Origin of the sequence: Streptomyces sp. 2114.4 (genome assembly GCF_900187385.1) — a bacterium.
In the GTDB taxonomy this organism is placed as follows: domain Bacteria; phylum Actinomycetota; class Actinomycetes; order Streptomycetales; family Streptomycetaceae; genus Streptomyces; species Streptomyces mooreae.
Window position 1 is genome coordinate 6,092,045 of record NZ_FYEY01000001.1, and the last position, 20,279, is coordinate 6,112,323.

15 protein-coding genes and 1 riboswitch are annotated in these 20,279 nt (G+C 71.2%); of the genes, 10 read left to right on the forward strand and 5 right to left on the reverse strand.

Annotated features, from left to right (window positions below; all coding sequences use genetic code 11):
* Positions 1 to 355: 355 nt before the first annotated feature.
* A complete protein-coding gene (locus tag CFW40_RS26855) occupies positions 356 to 1,354 on the reverse strand; it encodes a sucrase ferredoxin (protein WP_088800436.1) in 999 nt (332 codons plus the stop codon).
* A gap of 197 nt (positions 1,355 to 1,551) precedes the next feature.
* Positions 1,552 to 2,799 carry a citrate synthase gene (locus CFW40_RS26860; protein ID WP_088800437.1) on the reverse strand — a complete coding sequence of 416 codons (1,248 nt, stop codon included), beginning with the start codon at positions 2,797 to 2,799 and terminating at the stop codon, positions 1,552 to 1,554.
* A 109-nt stretch (positions 2,800 to 2,908) separates the two neighbouring features.
* On the opposite strand from CFW40_RS26860, the gene CFW40_RS26865 reads away from it, so the two are divergent.
* Both CFW40_RS26865 and CFW40_RS26870 read left to right on the forward strand, forming a co-directional pair.
* Entirely contained in the window at positions 2,909 to 4,078 is a 1,170-nt protein-coding gene (locus CFW40_RS26865) for a citrate synthase/methylcitrate synthase (protein WP_088800438.1), read from the forward strand.
* A gap of 123 nt (positions 4,079 to 4,201) precedes the next feature.
* On the forward strand, positions 4,202 to 5,308 hold the full coding sequence (locus CFW40_RS26870) for a GTP-binding protein (RefSeq protein WP_088800439.1): 1,107 nt from the start codon (positions 4,202 to 4,204) through the stop codon (positions 5,306 to 5,308).
* 60 nt (positions 5,309 to 5,368) lie between these two features.
* Here the strand turns inward: CFW40_RS26870 and CFW40_RS26875 are convergent, their stop codons facing one another.
* On the reverse strand, positions 5,369 to 7,816 hold the full coding sequence (locus CFW40_RS26875) for a DNA topoisomerase (ATP-hydrolyzing) subunit A (RefSeq protein ID WP_088800440.1): 2,448 nt from the start codon (positions 7,814 to 7,816) through the stop codon (positions 5,369 to 5,371).
* A 298-nt stretch (positions 7,817 to 8,114) separates the two neighbouring features.
* Between CFW40_RS26875 and CFW40_RS26880 the strand changes: the two genes are divergently transcribed.
* The 4 genes from CFW40_RS26880 to CFW40_RS26895 all read left to right on the forward strand — a co-directional run bounded on the left by CFW40_RS26880 (position 8,115) and on the right by CFW40_RS26895 (position 12,990).
* Positions 8,115 to 9,455 carry a pitrilysin family protein gene (locus CFW40_RS26880; protein ID WP_088800441.1) on the forward strand — a complete coding sequence of 447 codons (1,341 nt, stop codon included), beginning with the start codon at positions 8,115 to 8,117 and terminating at the stop codon, positions 9,453 to 9,455.
* 38 nt (positions 9,456 to 9,493) lie between these two features.
* A complete protein-coding gene (locus CFW40_RS26885; protein ID WP_088802385.1) occupies positions 9,494 to 10,876 on the forward strand; it encodes a pitrilysin family protein in 1,383 nt (460 codons plus the stop codon).
* Positions 10,877 to 11,087: 211 nt separating this feature from the next.
* Positions 11,088 to 11,243, forward strand: a riboswitch (cyclic di-AMP (ydaO/yuaA leader).
* A gap of 12 nt (positions 11,244 to 11,255) precedes the next feature.
* Complete coding sequence (locus CFW40_RS26890) at positions 11,256 to 12,035, forward strand: M23 family metallopeptidase (RefSeq protein WP_088800442.1); 780 nt, start codon at positions 11,256 to 11,258, stop codon at positions 12,033 to 12,035.
* A gap of 265 nt (positions 12,036 to 12,300) precedes the next feature.
* Positions 12,301 to 12,990, forward strand: coding sequence for a GntR family transcriptional regulator (locus CFW40_RS26895; protein ID WP_088800443.1), 690 nt, complete (start codon positions 12,301 to 12,303; stop codon positions 12,988 to 12,990).
* A gap of 306 nt (positions 12,991 to 13,296) precedes the next feature.
* Here the strand turns inward: CFW40_RS26895 and CFW40_RS26900 are convergent, their stop codons facing one another.
* Positions 13,297 to 13,578, reverse strand: a complete 282-nt coding sequence (locus CFW40_RS26900) for an HPr family phosphocarrier protein (RefSeq protein ID WP_030990508.1) — start codon at positions 13,576 to 13,578, stop codon at positions 13,297 to 13,299.
* 221 nt (positions 13,579 to 13,799) lie between these two features.
* Here CFW40_RS26900 and CFW40_RS26905 point away from each other — a divergent pair, with 221 nt between their 5' ends.
* The 4 genes from CFW40_RS26905 (at position 13,800) to CFW40_RS26920 (ending at position 19,418) form a co-directional block, all read left to right on the forward strand.
* Entirely contained in the window at positions 13,800 to 16,865 is a 3,066-nt protein-coding gene (locus CFW40_RS26905) for a GNAT family N-acetyltransferase (protein ID WP_088800444.1), read from the forward strand.
* 38 nt (positions 16,866 to 16,903) lie between these two features.
* Positions 16,904 to 17,497 carry a DUF5998 family protein gene (locus tag CFW40_RS26910; protein ID WP_088802386.1) on the forward strand — a complete coding sequence of 198 codons (594 nt, stop codon included), beginning with the start codon at positions 16,904 to 16,906 and terminating at the stop codon, positions 17,495 to 17,497.
* Positions 17,497 to 18,687, forward strand: a complete 1,191-nt coding sequence (locus CFW40_RS26915) for an alkaline phosphatase family protein (protein ID WP_088800445.1) — start codon at positions 17,497 to 17,499, stop codon at positions 18,685 to 18,687. Before CFW40_RS26910 ends, CFW40_RS26915 begins: the two co-directional genes overlap by 1 nt.
* Positions 18,688 to 18,752: 65 nt before the next feature.
* A complete protein-coding gene (locus tag CFW40_RS26920; RefSeq protein WP_088800446.1) occupies positions 18,753 to 19,418 on the forward strand; it encodes a thymidine kinase in 666 nt (221 codons plus the stop codon).
* 36 nt (positions 19,419 to 19,454) lie between these two features.
* Here CFW40_RS26920 and CFW40_RS26925 read toward each other — a convergent pair whose 3' ends face one another.
* Positions 19,455 to 20,231, reverse strand: a complete 777-nt coding sequence (locus CFW40_RS26925) for a VOC family protein (RefSeq protein WP_088800447.1) — start codon at positions 20,229 to 20,231, stop codon at positions 19,455 to 19,457.
* Between the last annotated feature and the right edge of the window lie 48 nt (positions 20,232 to 20,279).

Sequence of the window (20,279 nt, forward strand, 5' to 3'; positions counted from 1 at the left end):
TTGCGCGGTGTGCGTGCGGAGGGGAGCGGTCATGCGGTCGATGGGGGAGGGCAGCCACGGGGCGTGGCTCAATGTGTCGAAGAGGGAGGGGCGTGTGCCGTTCGGTCGCTGGGGCGCGGGCGGACGGTCCCGGCGTAGCTGGTCGGTGCGGCTGGTCTGCCGACTCAGCTGGTCGTGGAGCAGTCTTCCGCTGCCGGGTGCCGTTCGCGCGTCCGGCGGGGCGGCATGTGGTCGGAGCGGCCGTCGCCTTCCGGGCAAGCCGCGGATCGGTCCGTGTGGTGGTCCGTGTCTGCCTCCTGAGGCGGAAACGCGGGGTGGGGAAGTACCCGGTAAGCGTCTCGGCGAGTCCGCCAAGTCACCTGCCGACGGCTTGGATCGTCCTTTGCGGCATGCCGCTCGCCGCACTGATCGAGATAACCGCCATACGCGCCGGTGGACCGAGCGGCGCACCACAGCTGGCGGGCGCCGCAGCACCATCGGTCCGCTGTTCGACGACGACCCGCCAGACGCGGCCGTCGGAGTGCGCCACGGTAACCGCCCAGGCGGCGGAGGCTCCGGCAAAGGTCGCACTGCCGGGCGTCAGGCTGTCGGCCGACCTCGGTTCGGGCCACACCGTGTCGGTCCGTACGACGTCGAGTGCGTCCGCCAGGTCCTCCCCGATCAGCTCGCGGACCGCAAGGTCGGCGGCCTGGCCCGGCCGGTCCCAGGCGGAGCGGCCACGGGCGTGGTCGATCGTGATCCGTCCGTCGCGCGCCTTTTCCACGGCCTCCTTGACCAGAGTGGCCCAGGCCCGTCCGTAGGCGTAGCCGTAGGGGAGGACGAAAAGGGTGGGGGAGAAGCGGTGGCCTCCGATGTGGGTGACCTCCCAGGCCTCGTTTCCGCCGGCGGCGAGCTCGGCGGCCAGCGGGCGGCCGAGCAGGGCACAGCAACGGTCCCGCTTGCCGTTGGTGCACACCAGGACCAGCGGCTCACCGATGTACGGCTCCCAGAGGCCGTGGTGCTCTCCCGCTCCCAGGGCCGCGAAGTCCAGCCCGAGGGCCGCCCGCGGGTCGGTGACGGTAGTCGTGCGGATCCAGGACCCTCCCGGCGCGGTGTGCGCGAGGAACAGCCGTCGCCGGGAGGTGCCGTGGCGGTCGGCGTGGCGCCCCGGCCTGCGGATCAGGGCGACGCGTACACCTGTTCCCTCTGCCGCGGTTTCCAGCGCCCGGCCGACGTCAGGGTCGAGGTGGCTGTCCGTCAGTGCATGGGTGCCCCACGGACCTGGCTGCTCGATGAGCAACCAGGTCCGGGCAGGGGCCGCGGTCCCGGCGAGAGATTCGGCCGATTCACGAGAAGCGGTGGCGCAGGTACTCACATAGGTGAGCCTAACCTCATCTGTCCCGCGTCGGGTTCCGGGTGGGTGTGCAACGGGGCAATGGGCAACCGGATCTCCCGCGGTGATGGCAGGTGCCCCTTCGTGTGAGGTCCGGCGGCGCCAAGTTCTGGCATTGGCGCCGGTGCTGCTGGTGTCCCGGCACCGCCCAGGGTTGCCCGCTCAGTGGCAGTCTCCCGTCACGGCAGTGGCTGTGGCGGGCGGGGACCGTGGTATCGACCGCTCGGGCGCATGCGGAGGGGCGGTTCGGCGTATTCCTCCAGGGCGTGGGCGATCCAGCCGGCGGTGCGGGCGATGGCGAAGATGGTCTCGCCTGCCTCCACCGGCATGCCTGTCGAGACGGTCAGTACGGCGAGCGCGAGATCGACATTGGCATGCAGCTCCGTGTGCCGGGCCGTGGTGGTGACCACTTGCCGGGCGGCTTGGAGGGCGCGGCGGGCGCGCGGTACGTCCTCCAGGAGGCGGAACAGGGTACGGGCCCGCGGGTCCTCGCCCGGGTAGAGGGGATGGCCGAGCCCCGGAACCCGGCGGCCGGTTCGCAGGTGATCGGCGACCACGGCAGCCGCACTGCCGCGGTCCCGTGCCTCCGCCAGCATCCGGTGGGCGAGTCCGCTTGCCGCGCCGTGCAGCACGCCGTCCAGTGCTCCGAAGCCCGCCGAGACGATCGCGTACGGATGGGCGCGGGCGGAGGCGGCGACGCGTACCGCCAGCGTCGAGGCGGCGAGGTCGTGGTCGATGAGCAGAAGCAGCGCGGCGTCCAGGGCGCGAAGGGCCGCGGCGTCGGCGGGTTCCGCGGTCAGGCGTGACCAGAGGCGCGCGGCGAGGAGGCCGTCAGCCCTCTGCTCGGGGTTATGCGACGGCAGCGCGTCGACAAGCGTCGGGATGAGGTTGCGGGCGGTGCCGACGACGGTGTCCTCGGACAGGTCGAAGCGGAGCGGGTCGGCGGCCGCAGCGGCGATCGCGGCGACCCGTAGCCGGTCCATAGGACCGCTGTGGGCCGGCAGTGCCTGTACAGCGTGGTGGGCGGCCGACAGTGCGTCCGGGGGCGCCGTGAAACGGATGCCGGGGCGCAGTTCGCCGGTCCACAGCCACTCGGCTACTTCTTCGTAGCTGTAGTGGGCGGCGAGTTCTGATGAGTCGACGCCGCGGAAGTAGCAGTGGTCGCGGTCGATCAGTGTGATGCCCGTTCTGACCGTCAACTCGCTGCCGGAGGCGGAAGGTTCACGGCGGCCCGCACGCCGGGCGAGCGCGTCGACCTCCTTCGCGTCGAAGGTGCTGCCGCGGGCGCCCGGCTCACGGCGGCTGGTCAGCTGGCCGCGGCTGACATAGGCGTACACCGTCTCCGGCTTCACGCCCAGCCGGTCGGCTGCCTCTCGGGTGCTCAGTCGCTGCCCGCCCGTGTCCTGTGCCGTGTCTCGATCCGCCATGGGCTCACCGTATCCAGACTCATCCACATTGATTCAATCAATATTGACAATAGTTGAGTCAAGCATAGACAGTCGGATCAATATTTAGCTGAGGGCAAGGAGATCAGCAATGCCGAGCGCCGAGGCGAACACACCGATCGACGCGCCCCGTGGGCTTGCGGGCGTCATCGTCACCGAGACCCACGTGGGCGACGTCCGGGGCATCGAGGGCTTTTACCACTACCGCCAGTACTCCGCCGTCGAGCTGGCGACGGCCCGCACTTTCGAGGACGTCTGGTACCTGATGTTCCACGGGGAGCTGCCCGATGCTGCGCAGCTCGCGGCCTTCAGGGCCGAGACCGCGGCCTTGCGCCCACTGCCCGCAGCCGTACGCGATGCGCTGCCCGCCCTCGCTCGTGCCGGTGTGCTCTCAGGCCCCCTCGCAGGGCTGCGCACCGCCCTGTCCCTGCTCGGCGCAACGGCCGGCTTCCGGCCGCTGTACGACATCGATGCCGGCCACCGACGCGCCGACGCACTCGCCGCGTGCGCCGCCGTACCGGCCCTGGTCACCGCGCTCCACCGGCTCGGCCGGGGCCTGCAGCCCGTCGAGCCCCGCTCGGATCTGAGCTACGCCGCCAACTACCTCTACATGCTCACCGGCGACGAGCCGGAGTCCGACCGGGTCCGGGCGATCGAGGCGTATCTGATCTCCACCATCGATCACGGCTTCAACGCCTCGACCTTCACCGGACGCGTCATCGCCTCCACCGGCGCCGATCTCGCGGCCTGTCTGGTCGGTGCCGTCGGTGCCCTCTCCGGGCCGCTGCACGGTGGTGCGCCCAGTCGAGCCCTGGACATGCTCGACGCCATCGGCACACCCGACCGTATCGACCCCTGGATCCGCGACCGCGTCCTGAGCGGGGACCGGATCATGGGGTTCGGCCACTCTGTGTACCGGACCGAGGACCCGCGCTCCAGGATGCTGCGAGGTATCGCGGAGCAGATCGGTGGGCCGCTCGTGGATTTCGCCGTCCAGGTGGAGGCGAGGGTCGAAGAGCTGCTGGCCGAGCTCAAGCCCGGACGTGAGCTGCACACCAATGTGGAGCTCTACGCGGGGGTCGTCATGGAGCTGTGCGGGCTGCCGCGTGAGATGTTCACGCCCACCTTCTGCGCGGCCCGCGTGGTGGGATGGAGCGCCAACATCCTGGAGCAGGCCGAGGACTCGAAGATCATTCGTCCCGCGGCCCGGTATGTCGGCCCGCCTCCGCCGCAGCCGCTGCCCGTCGTCGCGCCCTGCTAGCGGGGGAGCGCCACAGGCGGTGCGGGGGCGGGCCGGGCTCGTCGCCCGGGCATTCCGTTACGATCGGCAGTTCGTCCGCCGCCGGTCCGCGCGGCCCGCCACCCGCACCATGGAGGCGCCCCCTTGGCCACGCAACAGATCCCGGTCGTCGTACTCGCGGGCTTCCTCGGGTCAGGCAAGACCACATTGCTCAACCACCTCCTCGGCAACGGCGACGGCACCCGTATCGGTGCGATCGTCAATGACTTCGGCAGCATCGAGATCGACGCCATGACCGTCGCCGGACAGGTGGACTCGATGGTCTCGCTCGGCAACGGCTGTCTGTGCTGTGCGGTCGACACCAGCGAACTCGACACCTACCTGGAGCGGCTCGCACGGCCCGCCGCCCGGATCGATGTGATCGTCATCGAGGCCAGCGGGCTGGCCGAGCCGCAGGAACTCATCCGGATGATCCTCGCCAGTGACAACGACCGGATCGTCTACGGCGGGCTGATCGAGGTCGTCGACGCCGCGGAGTTCGAGGACACCAGGACCCGGCATCCGGAACTGGACCGGCATGTGGGCATCGCCGACCTCGTGGTGCTCAACAAAGCCGATCGCATCGGAGACGCCGCACGGCAGCACCTCATGGACACCCTCGCGGGCCTTGCTCCCGGCCGGCCCGTGATCTGCACGGCCTACGGGCAGATCGATCCCGAGCTGTTCTTCGACCGTGGGCCGGGTGAGGACCATGACGCGGCCGTCCGCCAGCTGTCCTTCGAGGACCTGCTGCGCGAGACCGCGGCGAACGAGGACTCCGTGCACGGCCCGGACGAGGGGTGCGGCCACCCCGGCCACACCCACCACGCAGGTCACCTCCATGCCGCCTATCAGAGCGTGGAATTCACCTCCACCGAGCCGATGCACCCGCGCCGCCTCATGGACTTCCTCGACAGCCGCCCCGCCGGCCTCTACCGCATCAAGGGCTTCGTCCACTTCGACATACCGGAGAATCGGCAGAAGTTCACGGTGCACGCCGTCGGTGACTTCCTGCGCTTTTATCCCGCCCCCTGGCCGAAGGGCGAGGAGCGGTGCACCCAGCTCGTCATGATCGGCAGCGGCATCGACGCACCGGCCCTGCGCAAGGAACTGGACACCTGCCGCGAGAGCGCACCGCCGGACGCCGACCAGAACAGCATGTGGGGCGTGCTGCGGTACGTGGCCGCGCACGAGGACTCCCAAGACGGCTGACGCCGCCGGGCCGGTTCTCCACCGGCCCGGCGGCGTCAGCCGCATCCGTCACGCGCCTGCTTACACCGGCCCCGCCAGCGCCGCCACCGGCTTCATCAGCGGCACACCCGAGCCGTCCCGCCGCGGATCCACCTCCGGCATCTCGACCGGGGTGCCCTTGGCGTCAGCGCCACGCACCGGAGCCGGTCCCACCCACGCCTGGACGAGAAGATCCTCTCCCTTCAGGAACCGCTGGCACCGCACCCCGCCGGTCGCCCGGCCCTTGCGCGGATACTGGTCGAACGGGGTGAGCTTGGCCGTCGCCACCGAGTCGTCCAGCGTGCCGTGCGAGCCGGCGACCGTGAACACCATGGCCTCGGCGGCCGGATCGACCGCGGCGAACGCGATCACCTTCGCGCCCTCCCCCAGCTTGACGCCCGCCATGCCCCCCGCGGGCCGGCCCTGCGGCCGCACCTGCGACGCCGGATAGCGCAGCAACTGCGCCTCGTTGGTGACGAAGACCAGATCCTCCTCGCCGGTGCGCAGCTCGGCCGCGCCCACGATGCGGTCCCCGTCCTTGAGGGTGATGACCTCCAACTCTTCCTTGTGGGCGGGGTAGTCGGGTACCACCCGCTTCACGACGCCCTGCTCCGTGCCGAGCGCCAGGCCCGGCGACGACTCGTCGAGCGTCGTGAGACAGATCAGCTCCTCGCCGTCCTCCAGCGTCAGGAACTCCGAGAGCTGCGCGCCCCCCGAGAGACTGGGCGCCGCCGCGGTCTCCGGCAACTGCGGCAGATCGATCACCGAGATCCGCAGCAGCCGGCCCAGGGACGTCACCGCGCCCACCTCGCCGCGGGTCGTCGCCGGCACCGCCGAGACGATCACATCGTGCTTGACGCGCTTGGCGTCGGCGTCGAAGGCCACGTCCCCGGCGACCGTACGCGCCAGCAGCCCCGTCGAGGACAGCAGCACCCGGCACGGGTCGTCGGAGACCTCCAGCGGCACCGCGCCGACCGAGGTGCCCGCCGACTCCAGCAGGACCGTCCGCCGGTCCGTGCCGTACTTCTTCGCGACCGCGGCCAGTTCGCCGGACACCAGCTTGCGCAGCTCGGCGTCCGACTCCAGGATCCGCGTCAGCTTCTCGATCTCGTCCTGCAGCCGGTCACGCTCCGACTCCAGCTCGATACGGTCGAACTTGGTCAGCCGGCGCAGCGGGGTGTCGAGGATGTACTGCGTCTGGATGTCGCTCAGCGAGAACCGCTCGATCAGCCGCTCCTTGGCCTGTGCGCTGTTCTCGCTGGAGCGGATGAGCCGGATCACCTCGTCGATGTCCACCAGGGCCGTCAGCAGGCCCTCGACCAGGTGGAGACGGTCGCGCCGCTTGGTCCGCCGGAACTCGCTGCGCCGCCGCACCACGTTGAAGCGGTGGTCGACGTAGACCTCCAGCAGCTCCTTGAGGCCCAGCGTCAGCGGCTGCCCGTCCACCAGCGCGACGTTGTTGATGCCGAAGGACTCCTCCATCGGCGTGAGCTTGTACAGCTGCTCCAATACGGCCTCGGGGTTGAAGCCGTTCTTGACCTCGATCACCAGCCGCAGGCCGTGCTCGCGGTCGGTGAGGTCCTTGACATCCGCGATGCCCTGGAGCTTCTTCGAACCGACCAGGTCCTTGATCTTGGAGATGACCTTCTCGGGGCCGACCGTGAAGGGGAGTTCGGTGACGACCAGGCCCTTGCGGCGGGCGGTGACGTTCTCCACCGAGACCGTCGCGCGGATCTTGAACGTGCCGCGGCCCTTCTCGTACGCGTCCCGTACGCCGCCGAGGCCCACGATCCGGCCGCCCGTCGGCAGGTCCGGACCCGGCACGAAGCGCATCAGGGTGTCGAGGTCGGCGTTCGGATGCTTGATCAGATGGCGGGCCGCGGCGATGACCTCGCCCAGGTTGTGCGGCGGCATGTTCGTCGCCATCCCGACGGCGATGCCGGATGCGCCGTTGACCAGGAGGTTCGGATACGCGGCGGGGAGGGCGGCCGGTTCCTGCTCCTGGCCGTCGTAGTTCGGCGCGAAGTCGACGGTGTCCTCTTCGATGGACTCCGTCATCAGGGATGTCGCGGACGCCATCCGGCACTCGGTGTACCGCATCGCGGCGGGCGGGTCGTCGTTGCCCAGCGAACCGAAGTTGCCGTGGCCGTCGACGAGCGGCAGCCGCATCGAGAACGGCTGCGCCATGCGCACCAGGGCGTCGTAGATCGACGCGTCGCCGTGCGGATGGAGCTTACCCATCACCTCGCCGACGACGCGGGCGCACTTGACGTATCCGCGATCGGGCCGGAGCCCCATCTCGTTCATCTGGTACAAAATGCGGCGGTGCACGGGCTTGAGGCCGTCGCGGGCGTCCGGCAGGGCGCGCGAGTAGATGACCGAATACGCGTACTCGAGGAAGGAACCCTGCATCTCGTCGACGACGTCGATGTCGAGGATCCTCTCCTCGAAGTCGTCCGGCGGCGGGGTCTTCGTGCTGCGGCGGGCCATCGCGGCTGCGGCTCCTTTAGCTGCGTCTAGTGCCGATACCGGGGAGGCGGCATCGGGACAACGGTCAACCAGTCGGGTCAACCAGCTGAGGGATCGACCCGCGAGTATGTCTGAGTCTGACGCGGACCATTGTGGACCGCCCCACTGACAACGCCGACCGCGACTCCCCCTTCAGCTCCTGCGGGCTCGCGAGGGCGCAGGTCCCGGGCCGGCCGCCCGGTGACTTCGCCAGATGCCGACGCGCTTGCATACAGTGACAGAACTTCCTCGCAAGCGGATCGAAGGGACGTACATGCCCATGGGTCACACGGCCACAGAACAAGCCGGCTCCGGCGGCCTGACAGCGACCGAGCACCGGCTGGCCAACGGCCTGCGCGTGGTGCTCTCCGAAGACCACCTGACCCCGGTCGCAGCGGTCTGCCTGTGGTACGACGTCGGCTCCCGCCACGAGGTCAAGGGCCGTACGGGCCTGGCCCACCTCTTCGAGCACCTGATGTTCCAGGGCTCCGCGCAGGTGAAGGGCAACGGCCACTTCGAGCTGGTGCAGGGCGCCGGCGGTTCGCTCAACGGCACCACGAGCTTCGAACGCACCAACTACTTCGAGACGATGCCGGCCCACGAGCTGGAGCTCGCGCTCTGGCTGGAGGCCGACCGCATGGGCTCGCTGCTGACCGCGCTCGACGACGAGTCCATGGAGAACCAGCGCGACGTCGTCAAGAACGAGCGCCGCCAGCGCTACGACAACGTCCCTTACGGCACGGCCTTCGAGAAGCTGACGGCCATGGCGTACCCCGAGGGCCACCCGTACCACCACACGCCCATCGGGTCGATGGCCGATCTGGACGCGGCCTCCCTGGAGGACGCGCGGGCGTTCTTCCGGACGTACTACGCGCCCAACAACGTCGTCCTGTCGATCGTGGGCGACATCGACCCCGAGCAGACCCTGGCCTGGGTCGAGAAGTACTTCGGCTCGATCCCCGCGCACGACGGCAAGCAGGCGCCGCGGGACGGCACGCTGCCCGACGTCATCGGCGGCGAGCTGCGCGAGGTCGTCGAGGAGGACGTGCCCGCCCGTGCCCTGATGGCGGCCTACCGTCTGCCGCACGACGGCACCCGTGAGGCGGACGCCGCCGATCTCGCGCTGACCGTCCTGGGCGGCGGCGAGTCCTCCCGCCTGTACAACCGGCTGGTGCGCCGTGACCGCAGCGCCGTGGCGGCCGGCTTCGGCCTGCTGCGGCTGGCCGGCGCGCCCTCGCTGGGCTGGCTGGACGTGAAGACGTCCGGCGGCGTGGAGGTCCCCGGCATCGAGCGCGCGGTCGACGAGGAGCTGGCCCGCTTCGCCGCCGAGGGCCCCACCCCGGAGGAGATGGAGCGGGCACAGGCCCAGCTGGAGCGCGAATGGCTGGACCGGCTGGCCACGGTCAGCGGCCGCGCCGACGAACTGTGCCGCTTCGCCGTGCTGTTCGGCGACCCGCAGCTGGCGCTGACCGCCGTGCAGCGCGTTCTGGACATCACTCCCGAGGAGGTGCAGGCGGTCGCCAAGGCCCGGCTGCGCCCCGACAACCGCGCGGTGCTCGTCTACGAGCCCACCGAGCCGACCGACGCCGCCGACACCGAGGAAGGGGAGGCGGACCAGTGAGCGACGCCACCACCCACGCCGATTCCCCCGTGAGCAGCATGGACTTTCACCCGCAGCCCCAGGGCGGCGCACCCAGGCCGTGGGCCTTCCCGGCCCCCGACCGCAGCCAACTGCCCAACGGGCTCACCCTCCTGACCAGCCACCGCCCCGGCCAGCAGGTCGTCGCCGTCGAGATCAACCTCGTCGCTCCCCTGGAGGCCGAACCCGAGGGCCTGGACGGCGTTGCCACGATCATGGCGCGTGCGCTGTCGGAGGGCACCGACAAGCATGACGCGGAGGAGTTCGCCGCCGAGCTGGAGCGCTGCGGCGCCACCCTGGACGCGCACGCCGACCACCCGGGCGTACGGGTCTCCCTCGAGGTGCCGGCATCCCGGCTGCCGCGCGCGCTCGGCCTGCTCGCCGACGCGCTGCGCGCTCCCGCCTTCCCGGAGAGCGAGGTCGAGCGGCTGGTGCGCAACCGTCTCGACGAGATCCCGCACGAGCTCGCCAACCCGGCCCGGCGCGCGGCGATGGCGCTGTCCAAGGAGCTGTTCCCGGCCACGTCCCGCATGTCGCGGCCGCGCCAGGGCACCGAGGAGACCGTCGGGCGCGTCGATGCCGCAGCCGTGCGCGCCTTCTATGACGCCCATGTACGGCCCGCGACGGCCACTGCCGTCATCGTCGGTGACTTCACCGGGGTCGACCTGGACGCCGCGCTCGCCGAGACGCTCGGCGCGTGGCGCGGCTCGTCGGCCGAGCCGCTGAAGGCCTCGCCGATCGTCGCCGACGACACCGGCCGCGTGGTGATCGTGGACCGCCCGGGCGCCGTCCAGACGCAGCTGCTCATCGGGCGTATCGGCGCCGACCGGCACGACCGGGTGTGGCCCGCGCAGGTCCTCGGCACGTACTGCCTGGGCGGCACCCTCACCTCCCGTCTGGACCGTGTTCTGCGCGAGGAGAAGGGCTACACCTACGGGGTGCGCGCCTTCGGCCAGGTGCTGCGCTCCACCGCCCCCACGTCCCCCGAGGGGGCCACGGGCGCCTCACTGCTCGCCATCAGCGGGTCGGTGGACACCGCTTCCACCGTCCCGGCGCTCGACGACCTGTGGAACGTGCTGCGCACCCTCGCGGCAGAGGGGCTGACGGACGACGAACGGGATGTCGCCGTACAGAACCTCGTCGGGGTCGCGCCGCTGAAGTACGAGACCGCGGCAGCCGTCGCCGGCACCCTCGCCGACCAGGTGGAGCAGCACCTCCCGGACGACTTCCAGGCGCAGCTGTACGTCCGCCTCGCGGAGACCGGCACGGTGGAGGCGACCGCGGCGGCCGTCAACGCCTTCCCCGTGGACCGGCTGGTGACGGTCCTGGTGGGCGATGCGGCGCAGATCGCCGAGCCCGTCAAGGCGCTGGGCATCGGTGAGGTGACGGTCGTCGGCGGCTAGTGCCGCCATGTGACGGAAGGTCACATATCGACAAAGCAGCTCCCGTGGCGGCGGTCCGCCACGGGAGTTGCCGTATGTCCGGTTTATTGCGTCCGGTGCCTCGGTTCTTGTGGCATCCCGCACAAAAAAGCGGTTCTGTTTGCCGATTGAAAGTTGCCCCGTTTAGCGTCGGTCCGGCTGTCCGTCACAACTCCGCCACAACCGTGGCACCGGACAGTCATCGCCGAGTCCCCGTACGGCGCGAGCCTGGGGAGCCGGGGACCCAGAGTCCCTTGGGGTGAATCGGACTCCCCTCCGGAGGAGCCCGTAGGAGACCTTCCTGCTCCGAACCCGTCAGCTAACCCGGTAGGCGAGAAGGAGGGAAAGGACAAGCCAGTACATGGCGTTCATCCGTGCCACCGGGAAGCACCGTCGTACGAGCCGCCCCGTTCGGACGACCCGCAACATCGCCGGCATAGCCACCCTCGCGGCCGGCGGCGTGGTCGCCTCCGTGGCCTCGCCGGCGCTGGCGGCCACGGACGAGGCCCGCACCCACGACACCGGTCTGCAGCATGCCGTGGTGCTCGGTGACGAGCTCGCCAACCATGTCGCGGCCCAGGCCGACGAGCAGCAGGCCGAGGCGGAGGCCGCGGCGGCGAAGGCGAAGGCGGAGGCCGTGGCCAAGAAGCAGGCCGAGGAGGCCAAGCGGCGCGTCGAGGCCGCCCGCAAGGCCAAGGAACGCGCCGCCCGTGAGGCGGAGCGCAAGCGCCTCAACACCTTCGTCGCCCCCGTTGCCGACTCCTACGTGTCCACCTCCTACAAGGCCTCCAGCGGCCTGTGGTCCTCGGGCAGCCACACGGGCATCGACTTCCACGCCGCCTCCGGCACCTCCGTCCACGCCGTCGGCACGGGCACCGTCGTCGAGGCCGGCTGGGGCGGCTCGTACGGCAACAACATCGTGATCAAGATGAGTGACGGTACGTACACCCAGTACGGTCACCTGTCGTCGCTCGGCGTTTCGGTCGGCCAGCACGTCACCCCGGGCCAGCAGATCGGCCTCTCCGGCGCCACCGGCAACGCCACCGGCCCGCACCTGCACTTCGAGGCCCGCACCGGCGCCGACTACGGCTCGGACATCGACCCGGTCGCGTACCTGCACTCGCACGGCGTCAACGTCTGACCTTCCGCCCTGCCCGCCCGCGCTCCTCACAGGGGCCGCGTCGCGCCGAGCGTCCGCCCGAAGCCCCGGCTCCACGGCCGGGGCTTCGGCGTATCCGGCGCCGCGGCCGTGGAGCCGGGGATATGCCGAGCCCTCCCGCCAACTTCCGGCCAAAAAATTTCCCTGAATAACCGGAGTCCACCGGAAAGGCGTTCCGGTCGAATAGAGTCACGGAAAAGGCGCCGACCGGCGGCGTTTCCAGGGGATTACGGCGGAGGCACGGAAGATGCGAGGCCATATTTCCGCTCATGCGGTGTGCACGGCGATTCGCGATGACATTGTCTCCGGTGCGCTGGCGCCGGGGAGCCGGCTGATCGAAGAGATCCTTGCGGCCCGGTACGGCGTTTCCAGAGTGCCGGTCCGTGAGGCGCTGCGAACCCTGCAGTCCGAAGGGTTTGTCACCACCCGCCACCACGCGGGCGCCTGCGTCGCCGAGCCCACCGAGCAGGAGGCCGCCGATCTCCTCGACGTCCGCGCCCTGTTGGAGCCGCTGGGCGCCGCCCGCGCGGCCGTCCGCCGCAGCCCGGCTCACCTCAAGGTGCTCCGCGGCCTGGTACGGCTCGGCCGTGAGCGGGCCCGTCACGGCAGCGCGGCTGATCTGCGCCAACTGGACGGCTGGTTCCACGAGACGCTGGCCCAGGCGGCCGGCAGCCCCAGCCTGACGGCGCTGCTGACCCAGCTGCGGCGCAAGATCGAGTGGATGTACGCCGTGGAACTGCCCGCCCGCACGGGGGAGTCGTGGGACGAACACGGCGCGGTGCTGGACGCGGTGGCCCGGAGAGATGCGGAACGGGCCCGTGCCCTGATGGCGGCTCATGTCGAACGCGCACTCCCGGTGTACCGGCTCCGTCGCCCCGCCAGGACAGAGGTGAGGGATCCGAAACCGCCCGTCAACACAGTCCGCGCCCGCCCTTAACAATCGCCCCGTATACAAAGAAGTGCGGAAGGGGATTCGGGAGGGGGCGAGATTGCAGTTTCGTCCCCGTCGGCATTCAAGATGTATGTGTGTCGCCATGCGTGCTGTGCTGGCAATAAGCGCTGCGCCGCCATGCGTGCTGCCATAGGTGCGCATCGGGGGAATTGAATAGCGCACGCTTTCTTTTTTGCGTCCCCGATATCGAGGAATCGTCTCCGATATCCCGGGCACAGTGAAACGGCCCCGCCGCGGCAACCGGTCACCGGTCGCCGCGGCGGGGCCGCAGCAGCAGAAGTCCTGGAGGGCTCAGACGGTCTCGGGAAGCTCCTCGAGACCCTCGGCGACGAGCTTGGCCAGACGGTCGAGTGCCTCCTCGGCACCCTCGGCGTCGGAGGCCAGCACGATCTCCTCACCGCCCTGGGCACCCAGGCCCAGGACCGCGAGCATGGAGGCCGCGTTGACGGGGTTGCCATCAGCCTTGGCGATCGTCATGGGGACGCCGGAGGCGGTGGCCGCACGGACGAAGATCGACGCGGGGCGGGCGTGCAGGCCCTCGGCCCAACCGACATTGACGCGGCGCTCTGCCATGGTGTTGCCCTTCAAAGTCGTGACTGTTGTCTAGACCAGTCTCTCACGCTGCCGGGAGTGCTGGGCAGCCCTTTGTCCTGGCCTTTTGCGGCCACTGGTCTCCCCGAGGGAGGTCCGGCAGGCCGACCGAGCGTACGTCCGTACGGCATCCTCAGCCTGCCCCGCATCCCGAGCGTACGCGCGACGAGCCGGTTGTCGGTGGCCGGTCGTACGCTGTCCGCATGCACCAGCCGCACGACCACGCATACCCGACCCACTGGGAGGCCGACGTGGTGCTGCGTGACGGCGGCACGGCGCGGATCCGCCCCATCACCCCCGACGACGCCGAGCGGCTGGTCTCCTTCTACGAACAGGTCTCGGACGAGTCGAAGTACTACCGCTTCTTCGCGCCCTATCCGCGCCTGTCCGACCGTGACGTGCACCGTTTCACCCACCACGACTACATCGACCGGGTAGGGCTCGCCGCCACCGTCGGCGGCGAGTTCATCGCCACCGTCCGCTACGACCGGATCAACGACCAGGGGTTGCCGGCCAAGAGCCCCGAGGACGACCAGGCCGAGGTTGCCTTCCTCGTCCAGGACGCCCATCAGGGCCGCGGTGTCGCCTCCGCCCTCCTGGAGCACATCGCGGCCGTCGCCCGCGAGCGAGGCATCCGCCGGTTCGCCGCCGAGGTGCTTCCCGCGAACTCCAAGATGATCAAGGTCTTCACGGACGCCGGCTACACCCACAAGCGCACCTTCGAAGACGGTGTGGTCCGCCTGGAGTTCGATCTGGAGCCGACCGAGCAGTCCATGGCCGTGATGCGCGGCCGCGAGCAGCGCGCCGAGGCCCGCTCCGTACAGCGGCTGCTCGCCCCGGGCTCGGTCGCCGTCATCGGTGCCGGCCGCGCCCCCGGAGGCGTCGGGCGTACCGCGCTGCGCAGCCTCCTGGAATCCGGCTTCACGGGCCGGGTGCACGCCGTCAACCACGCCTTCCCCGAAGGCATGCAGCGGCTGCAGCCCGAAGAGGTGCCGGCCGTCCGCTCCCTGCGGGAGATCCCCGACCCGGTGGACCTCGCCGTCATCGCCGTCCCCGCGGACAGCGTCCCCGACGTGGTCCGCGACTGCGGTGAACACGGTGTCCAGGGCGTGCTGATCCTGTCCTCGGGTTACGCCGAGGCGGGCCCGGACGGCCGGGAGCGACAGCGCGCCCTGCTCCGCCAGGCCCGCTCGTACGGCATGCGGCTCATCGGCCCCAATGCCTTCGGCCTGATCAACACCGCCCCCGACGTCCGGCTGAACGCCTCCCTCGCCCCCCGGATGCCCGGCGCCGGTCACATCGGCCTGTTCACCCAGTCCGGTGCCATCGGTATCGCCCTGCTCAGCGGGCTGCATGCGCGCGGCCCCGGTGACGGCGGGATCGCCGGCATCTCCGCCTTCGTCTCGGCCGGCAACCGCGCCGATGTCTCCGGCAACGACCTGCTCCAGTATTGGTACGACGACCCGGACACCGATGTCGTGATCCTCTACCTGGAATCCATCGGCAACCCGCGCAAATTCGCCCGGCTCGCCCGCCGCACCGCCGCCGTCAAACCGGTCGTGGTCGCCAAGGGGGCCCGGCACAACGGCACGGCTCCGCCCGGTCACGCCGTGCCCACGGTCCGGGTCCCCGACAGCACCGTCGCCGCCCTGATGCGCCAGGCCGGCGTGATCCGCGTCGACACGGTCACCGAGCTGATCGACGCCGGTCTGCTCCTGGCCTCCCAGCCGCTGCCGGCCGGCCCGCGCATCGCCATCCTCGGCAACTCCGAGTCGCTGGCGCTGCTCGCCTACGACGCCTGCCTGACCGAAGGACTGCGCCCGCAGAGTCCCCGGGTGCTGCCCTCCGCGGCGACAGCGGACGACTTCCGGGCCGCGCTCACCGAGGCGCTGTCCGGCGCCGGCTGCGATGCCGTCGTCGTCACGGCCATCCCCTGGGTGGGGGAGGGGGCCGCCGTCTCCCCGGCCGACAGCGAAGGCGTCGCACTCGCCGCCGCGCTGCGGACCGCGGCCGAGGCGCATCCGGAGAAGCCGGTGACGGTCGTCCACCTCGCCATGGACGATCTGGCCGAAACACTCGCGGCACCGGCACCGGCACCGGCACCGGCACCGGCACCGGCACCGGCACCGGCACCGGCACCGGCACCCGCCCAGTCGCCGTCGCACGCGCCCGCTGCGCCCGCCCGGGGCGAGCCGGCCCGCCCCGGGAGCCCGGACCCCGCGTCGGCCCGGCCCGCCGAGCCCCTGCAGCCCCCATGGCCCCCGCACCCCCCGGCGAATCGCTCACGCCCCCCGCTCCCCCCGGGCCCGCCGCCCACCCTCGCCGCACGCCGGCCGGAGCCGGCCCGCGACGCCGCCGCCACCCCGCCCCGGCCCCGCCCGGCGTCGCTCCGTATCCCCGCCTACCCCGCCGCCGAGCGCGCCGTGCGCTCTCTCGCCGAGGCCGTCCGCTACGCCGCATGGCGCCGGGAGGCCGCCGAGCCGGGCCGGGTGCCCGAATACGACGACATCCAGGAGGCGGCGGCCGGCGCCGACATCGAGCGCCTGCTCGACCGGCTCACCCCCGACGCCCCCACGGGCCGCTCCGTCCCGGTGCCGCCCCAGGACGCCGAAGCCCTGCTCGCCCGTTACGGCATCCACACCCGGCCCGTCCTGCCGGCCCCCGACCCGGACACCGCCGTCCGCGCCGCCGCCCGCCTCGGCTATCCGGTGGCCCTGAAAACCACCGCACCCCATCTGCGTCACCGCGCCGACCTCGGCGGAGTGCGTCTCGATATCGCTGGTGAGTCCGAACTCCGCCGCACCTATGCCGAACTGACCGATTTCCTGGGCTCTCCGGAGGAGCTGCGCCCGGTCGTCCAGTCGATGGTGCCGCGCGGCGTCGACACGGTCATCCGTGCCGCCATCGACCCGGCCGCCGGTGCCGTGCTCTCCTTCGGCCTGGCCGGGGCGCCCTCCCAGCTGCTCGGCGATATCGCCCACCGCCTCATCCCCGCCACCGACCGCGAGGTCACCGAACAGATCCGCTCGATCCGCGCCGCCCCGCTGCTGTTCGGCTGGCGCGGCTCCCAGCCCGTGGACACCGCGGCCCTGGCCGAGGTGCTGCTCCGCGTCTCCCGGCTCGTCGACGACCACCCCGAGGTCGTCGGCGTCGACCTCGAACCGGTCGTCGTCGCCCCGCACGGCCTTTCCGTACTGGGGGCGACCGTGCGCCTGGCCAGGGCCCCCGCCACCACTGACCTCGGCCCCCGCCGGCTGCCCGTCTACTGAGGCTCTCGCGGCCCGGTACGCCCCGTAAGATGGACCCCATGGCTAAGACCGGTACGACGACCCAGGGGCTGCGCGCGGCGATCGAGCGCAGCGGCTATTACCCGACGCTCGTGGCCGAGGCGGTGCAGGCCGCGGTCGGCGGCGAGCCCGTGACGTCGTACCTCGTCCACCAGGAGACGACCTTCGACGCCAACGAGGTCCGCCGCCATGTCACGGTCCTGGTCCTGACCGGCACCCGCTTCATCGTCAGTCACACCGACGAGCAGGCCGCCGACGCCACCTCCCCGTCGCCGTACGCCACCACCTCCACCGAATCCGTCAAGCTGAGCCGGATCTCCTCCGTGGTGCTCAGCCGGGTGGTCGCCAACCCCGAGTCCTACACCCCGGGCCGGCTGCCCCGCGAGGTCGTGCTGACCATCGGCTGGGGCGCGGTCGCCCGCCTGGACCTGGAGCCCGCCGCCTGCGGCGACCCCAACTGCGAGGCGGATCACGGCTACACGGGCTCCTCCACCGCCGACGACCTCTCGCTGCGGGTCAGCGAGGCCGGTGACGGACCGGACTCGGTGCGCGAGACGCTCACCTTCGCCCAGGCGCTCTCCGAGGCCACCGCGGCCACCCCCGCCCCCCGCTGATGGTCCACATCGCCCCCGCCTGGCCGGAACCCGAACCGCTCGACCCGCTCGGCGCCCCGGTGCCGCGGTACGGCACCGGCTCGCTCGCCGACCTGCTGCCCACCATCGCCACGGGGCTCGGTATGACCGGCTTCGCCACCTCGATGGAGCTGGCGCCCGCAGACCGGGCCTGCGTCTTCCTGATCGACGGCCTCGGCTGGGAACTGCTGCGGGCCCACCCGGAGGAGGCGCCGTTCCTCACCTCCCTCCTGGACACGTCGTTCAACGGCAGCGGCCGCCCGCTCACCGCGGGCTTCCCGTCCACCACCGCCACCTCGCTCGCCTCGGTCGGCACCGGCCTGCCGCCGGGCGCCCATGGCCTGCCCGGCTACACCTGCGAGGACCCGGCCACCGGCGCCCTGATGAACCAGCTGCGCTGGTACCCGTGGACCGAACCACACCTCTGGCAGCCGTACCCGACGGTCTTCCAGCGCGCGGACGCCGCCGGGATCCACACCTGCCAGGTCTCCGCACCGGACTTCCAGCGCACCCCGCTCACCCAGATCGCGCTGAGCGGCGGCACCTTCCACGGCCGGCTCTCCGGCGAGGAGCGGATGGACCTCGCCGCCGAGCAGCTTGCCGCCGGTGACCGTTCGCTGGTCTACACGTACTACTCCGAGGTGGACGGCAAGGGGCACCGCTACGGCGTCGACTCCGACGCCTGGCGCGGCCAGGTGATGTACGTCGACCGGCTCGCCCAGCGGCTGGCGGAGCAACTGCCGCCACGCAGCGCGCTGTACATCACCGCCGACCACGGCATGATCGACATCCCCTTCGACCCCGAGTCCCGGATCGACTTCGACGAGGACTGGGAACTGCGCGCCGGCGTACGCCTGTTGGGGGGCGAGGGCCGGGCCCGCCATGTGTACGCCCACCCGGGCGCGGCCGCGGATGTGCTCGCCGTGTGGCGCGAGGTGGTCGGTGAGCAGATGTGGGTGGCGAGTCGCGAAGAGGCCATCGCCGCAGGGTGGTTCGGACCGTCCGTCGACGACCGGGTGCGCGCCCGGATCGGCGATGTCGTCGCGGCCGCGCACGCCGATATGGTGATCATCGCGACCGAACGGGAGCCCCGTGAATCGGAGATGGTCGGGATGCACGGTTCGATGACGCCGGTGGAGCAGCTGGTGCCGCTCCTGGAAGTGCGCACCTGACCCGCGCGGTCCGCCGCCCGCACGCCCCCCTTCCGTAAACGAGCCCGAAAGGCCCGCAACACCCCATGCCCGAGCTGGTGTTCTTCTCCGGAACGATGGACTGCGGAAAGTCGACACTTGCTCTGCAGATCGAGCACAACCGCTCCTCCCGCGGCCTGCAAGGCATGATCTACAGCCGCAACGACCGGGCCGGCCGCGGCAAGCTCTCCTCCCGCCTCGGCCTGGTGACCGAGGCCGTCGAGGCGGCGCACGGCATGGACTTCTACACGCATGTCGTCGACCATCTCTCCGCCGGCGGCCGGGTCGACTATGTCATCGCCGACGAGGCACAGTTCCTCGTCCCCGAACAGATCGACCAGCTCGCCCGCATCGTCGACGACCTCGAACTGGACGTCTTCGCCTTCGGCATCACCACCGACTTCCGCAGCAAGCTGTTCCCCGGCTCCCAGAGGCTGGTCGAACTGGCCGACCGCATAGAGGTGCTGCAGGTCGAGGCGCTGTGCTGGTGCGGCGCCCGCGCCACGCACAACGCCCGTACGGTCGACGGCCGGATGGTCGTCGAGGGTGCTCAGGTCGTGGTGGGCGATGTCGTCGGTGACGTGGACGGCCCCCACACCGAGGTCGGCTACGAGGTGCTGTGCCGGCGTCACCACCGTCGCCGTCAGACCTCGGCGGCCGCCCGGGCGGCCGCGCTCTCCCCGGACGTACTGCCGGTCGACAGCGCGAAGTAGGCGCGGCCGCGGGGCGGACCCCGGTGTGACCGTCCCTCAGTCCCGCTGGACGACCGTGAAGACGGCGCCCTCGCTGTCGCAGACCGTCGCCAGCCGTCCGTGGGCGGAGTCCCGGGCCGGCTGCAGCACCTGGCCGCCCAGCTCGGTGACCCGGCGGGCCGCCGCGTCCGTGTCGGAGACGGCGAAGTGCGTCATCCAGTGGGAACCCCGGTCGGGTGGCAGGGCGTTGCCCACGCCGCGGATACCGGCCACCGGGTGTTCCTTGAGATGCAGTGTCAGATAGTCGAAGCCCGCCGAGATCACCGGTTCCGCCTCGTAGCCGAAGACATGCTCGTAGAACGTCAGGACGGAGCTCGTGTCCCGGGTGACCAGCTCGTTCCATGCCGGGGTGCCCAGTTCACCGGTGATCGTGGTGCCCGCCACCGACCTGCCCTGCCAGATGCCGAAGATCGCGCCCTGCGGGTCGGACGCGATCGCCATCCGCCCCGCGTCATCGTCCGCGTCCAGGGGCCCGACGCCCACCGTCCCGCCGCAGGACCGGATCTGCTCGGCGGTCGCGTCCGCGTCATCGCTCGCGAGGTACGTGGTCCAGGCGACCGGGAGATGGCGGTCGGGCACCAGTTCGCCGAGCCCGGCGACTTCCCGGCCGTGGAGGAAGGCCCGGGCGTACGGACCGAAATGCTGCGGTCCCGGGCGGAACTCCCAGCCGAACAGCGCGCCGTAGAATTCCTGCGTCGCGGACAGGCTGTGGGCCAGGAGGCTCACCCAGCAGGGCGCGCCGGGCATCCGCCGGGTCGCTGCCTCGGTGGTCATGGTCACTCTCTCCTCGGAGCGTCGGGTACTGACCCTCTGCGCCACGGG

What these genes read in the sequence shown, in the direction of transcription:
- CFW40_RS26860 (WP_088800437.1), bottom strand. Translation starts at nt 2,799, where the DNA reads ATGGCGGATCGAGACACGGCACAGGACACGGGCGGGCAGCGACTGAGC.
- CFW40_RS26865 (WP_088800438.1), top strand. Translation starts at nt 2,909, where the DNA reads ATGCCGAGCGCCGAGGCGAACACACCGATCGACGCGCCCCGTGGGCTT.
- CFW40_RS26875 (WP_088800440.1), bottom strand. Translation starts at nt 7,816, where the DNA reads ATGGCCCGCCGCAGCACGAAGACCCCGCCGCCGGACGACTTCGAGGAG.
- CFW40_RS26880 (WP_088800441.1), top strand. Translation starts at nt 8,115, where the DNA reads ATGGGTCACACGGCCACAGAACAAGCCGGCTCCGGCGGCCTGACAGCG.
- CFW40_RS26885 (WP_088802385.1), top strand. Translation starts at nt 9,494, where the DNA reads ATGGACTTTCACCCGCAGCCCCAGGGCGGCGCACCCAGGCCGTGGGCC.
- CFW40_RS26890 (WP_088800442.1), top strand. Translation starts at nt 11,256, where the DNA reads ATGGCGTTCATCCGTGCCACCGGGAAGCACCGTCGTACGAGCCGCCCC.
- CFW40_RS26895 (WP_088800443.1), top strand. Translation starts at nt 12,301, where the DNA reads ATGCGAGGCCATATTTCCGCTCATGCGGTGTGCACGGCGATTCGCGAT.
- CFW40_RS26900 (WP_030990508.1), bottom strand. Translation starts at nt 13,578, where the DNA reads ATGGCAGAGCGCCGCGTCAATGTCGGTTGGGCCGAGGGCCTGCACGCC.
- CFW40_RS26905 (WP_088800444.1), top strand. Translation starts at nt 13,800, where the DNA reads ATGCACCAGCCGCACGACCACGCATACCCGACCCACTGGGAGGCCGAC.
- CFW40_RS26910 (WP_088802386.1), top strand. Translation starts at nt 16,904, where the DNA reads ATGGCTAAGACCGGTACGACGACCCAGGGGCTGCGCGCGGCGATCGAG.
- CFW40_RS26915 (WP_088800445.1), top strand. Translation starts at nt 17,497, where the DNA reads ATGGTCCACATCGCCCCCGCCTGGCCGGAACCCGAACCGCTCGACCCG.
- CFW40_RS26920 (WP_088800446.1), top strand. Translation starts at nt 18,753, where the DNA reads ATGCCCGAGCTGGTGTTCTTCTCCGGAACGATGGACTGCGGAAAGTCG.
- CFW40_RS26925 (WP_088800447.1), bottom strand. Translation starts at nt 20,231, where the DNA reads ATGACCACCGAGGCAGCGACCCGGCGGATGCCCGGCGCGCCCTGCTGG.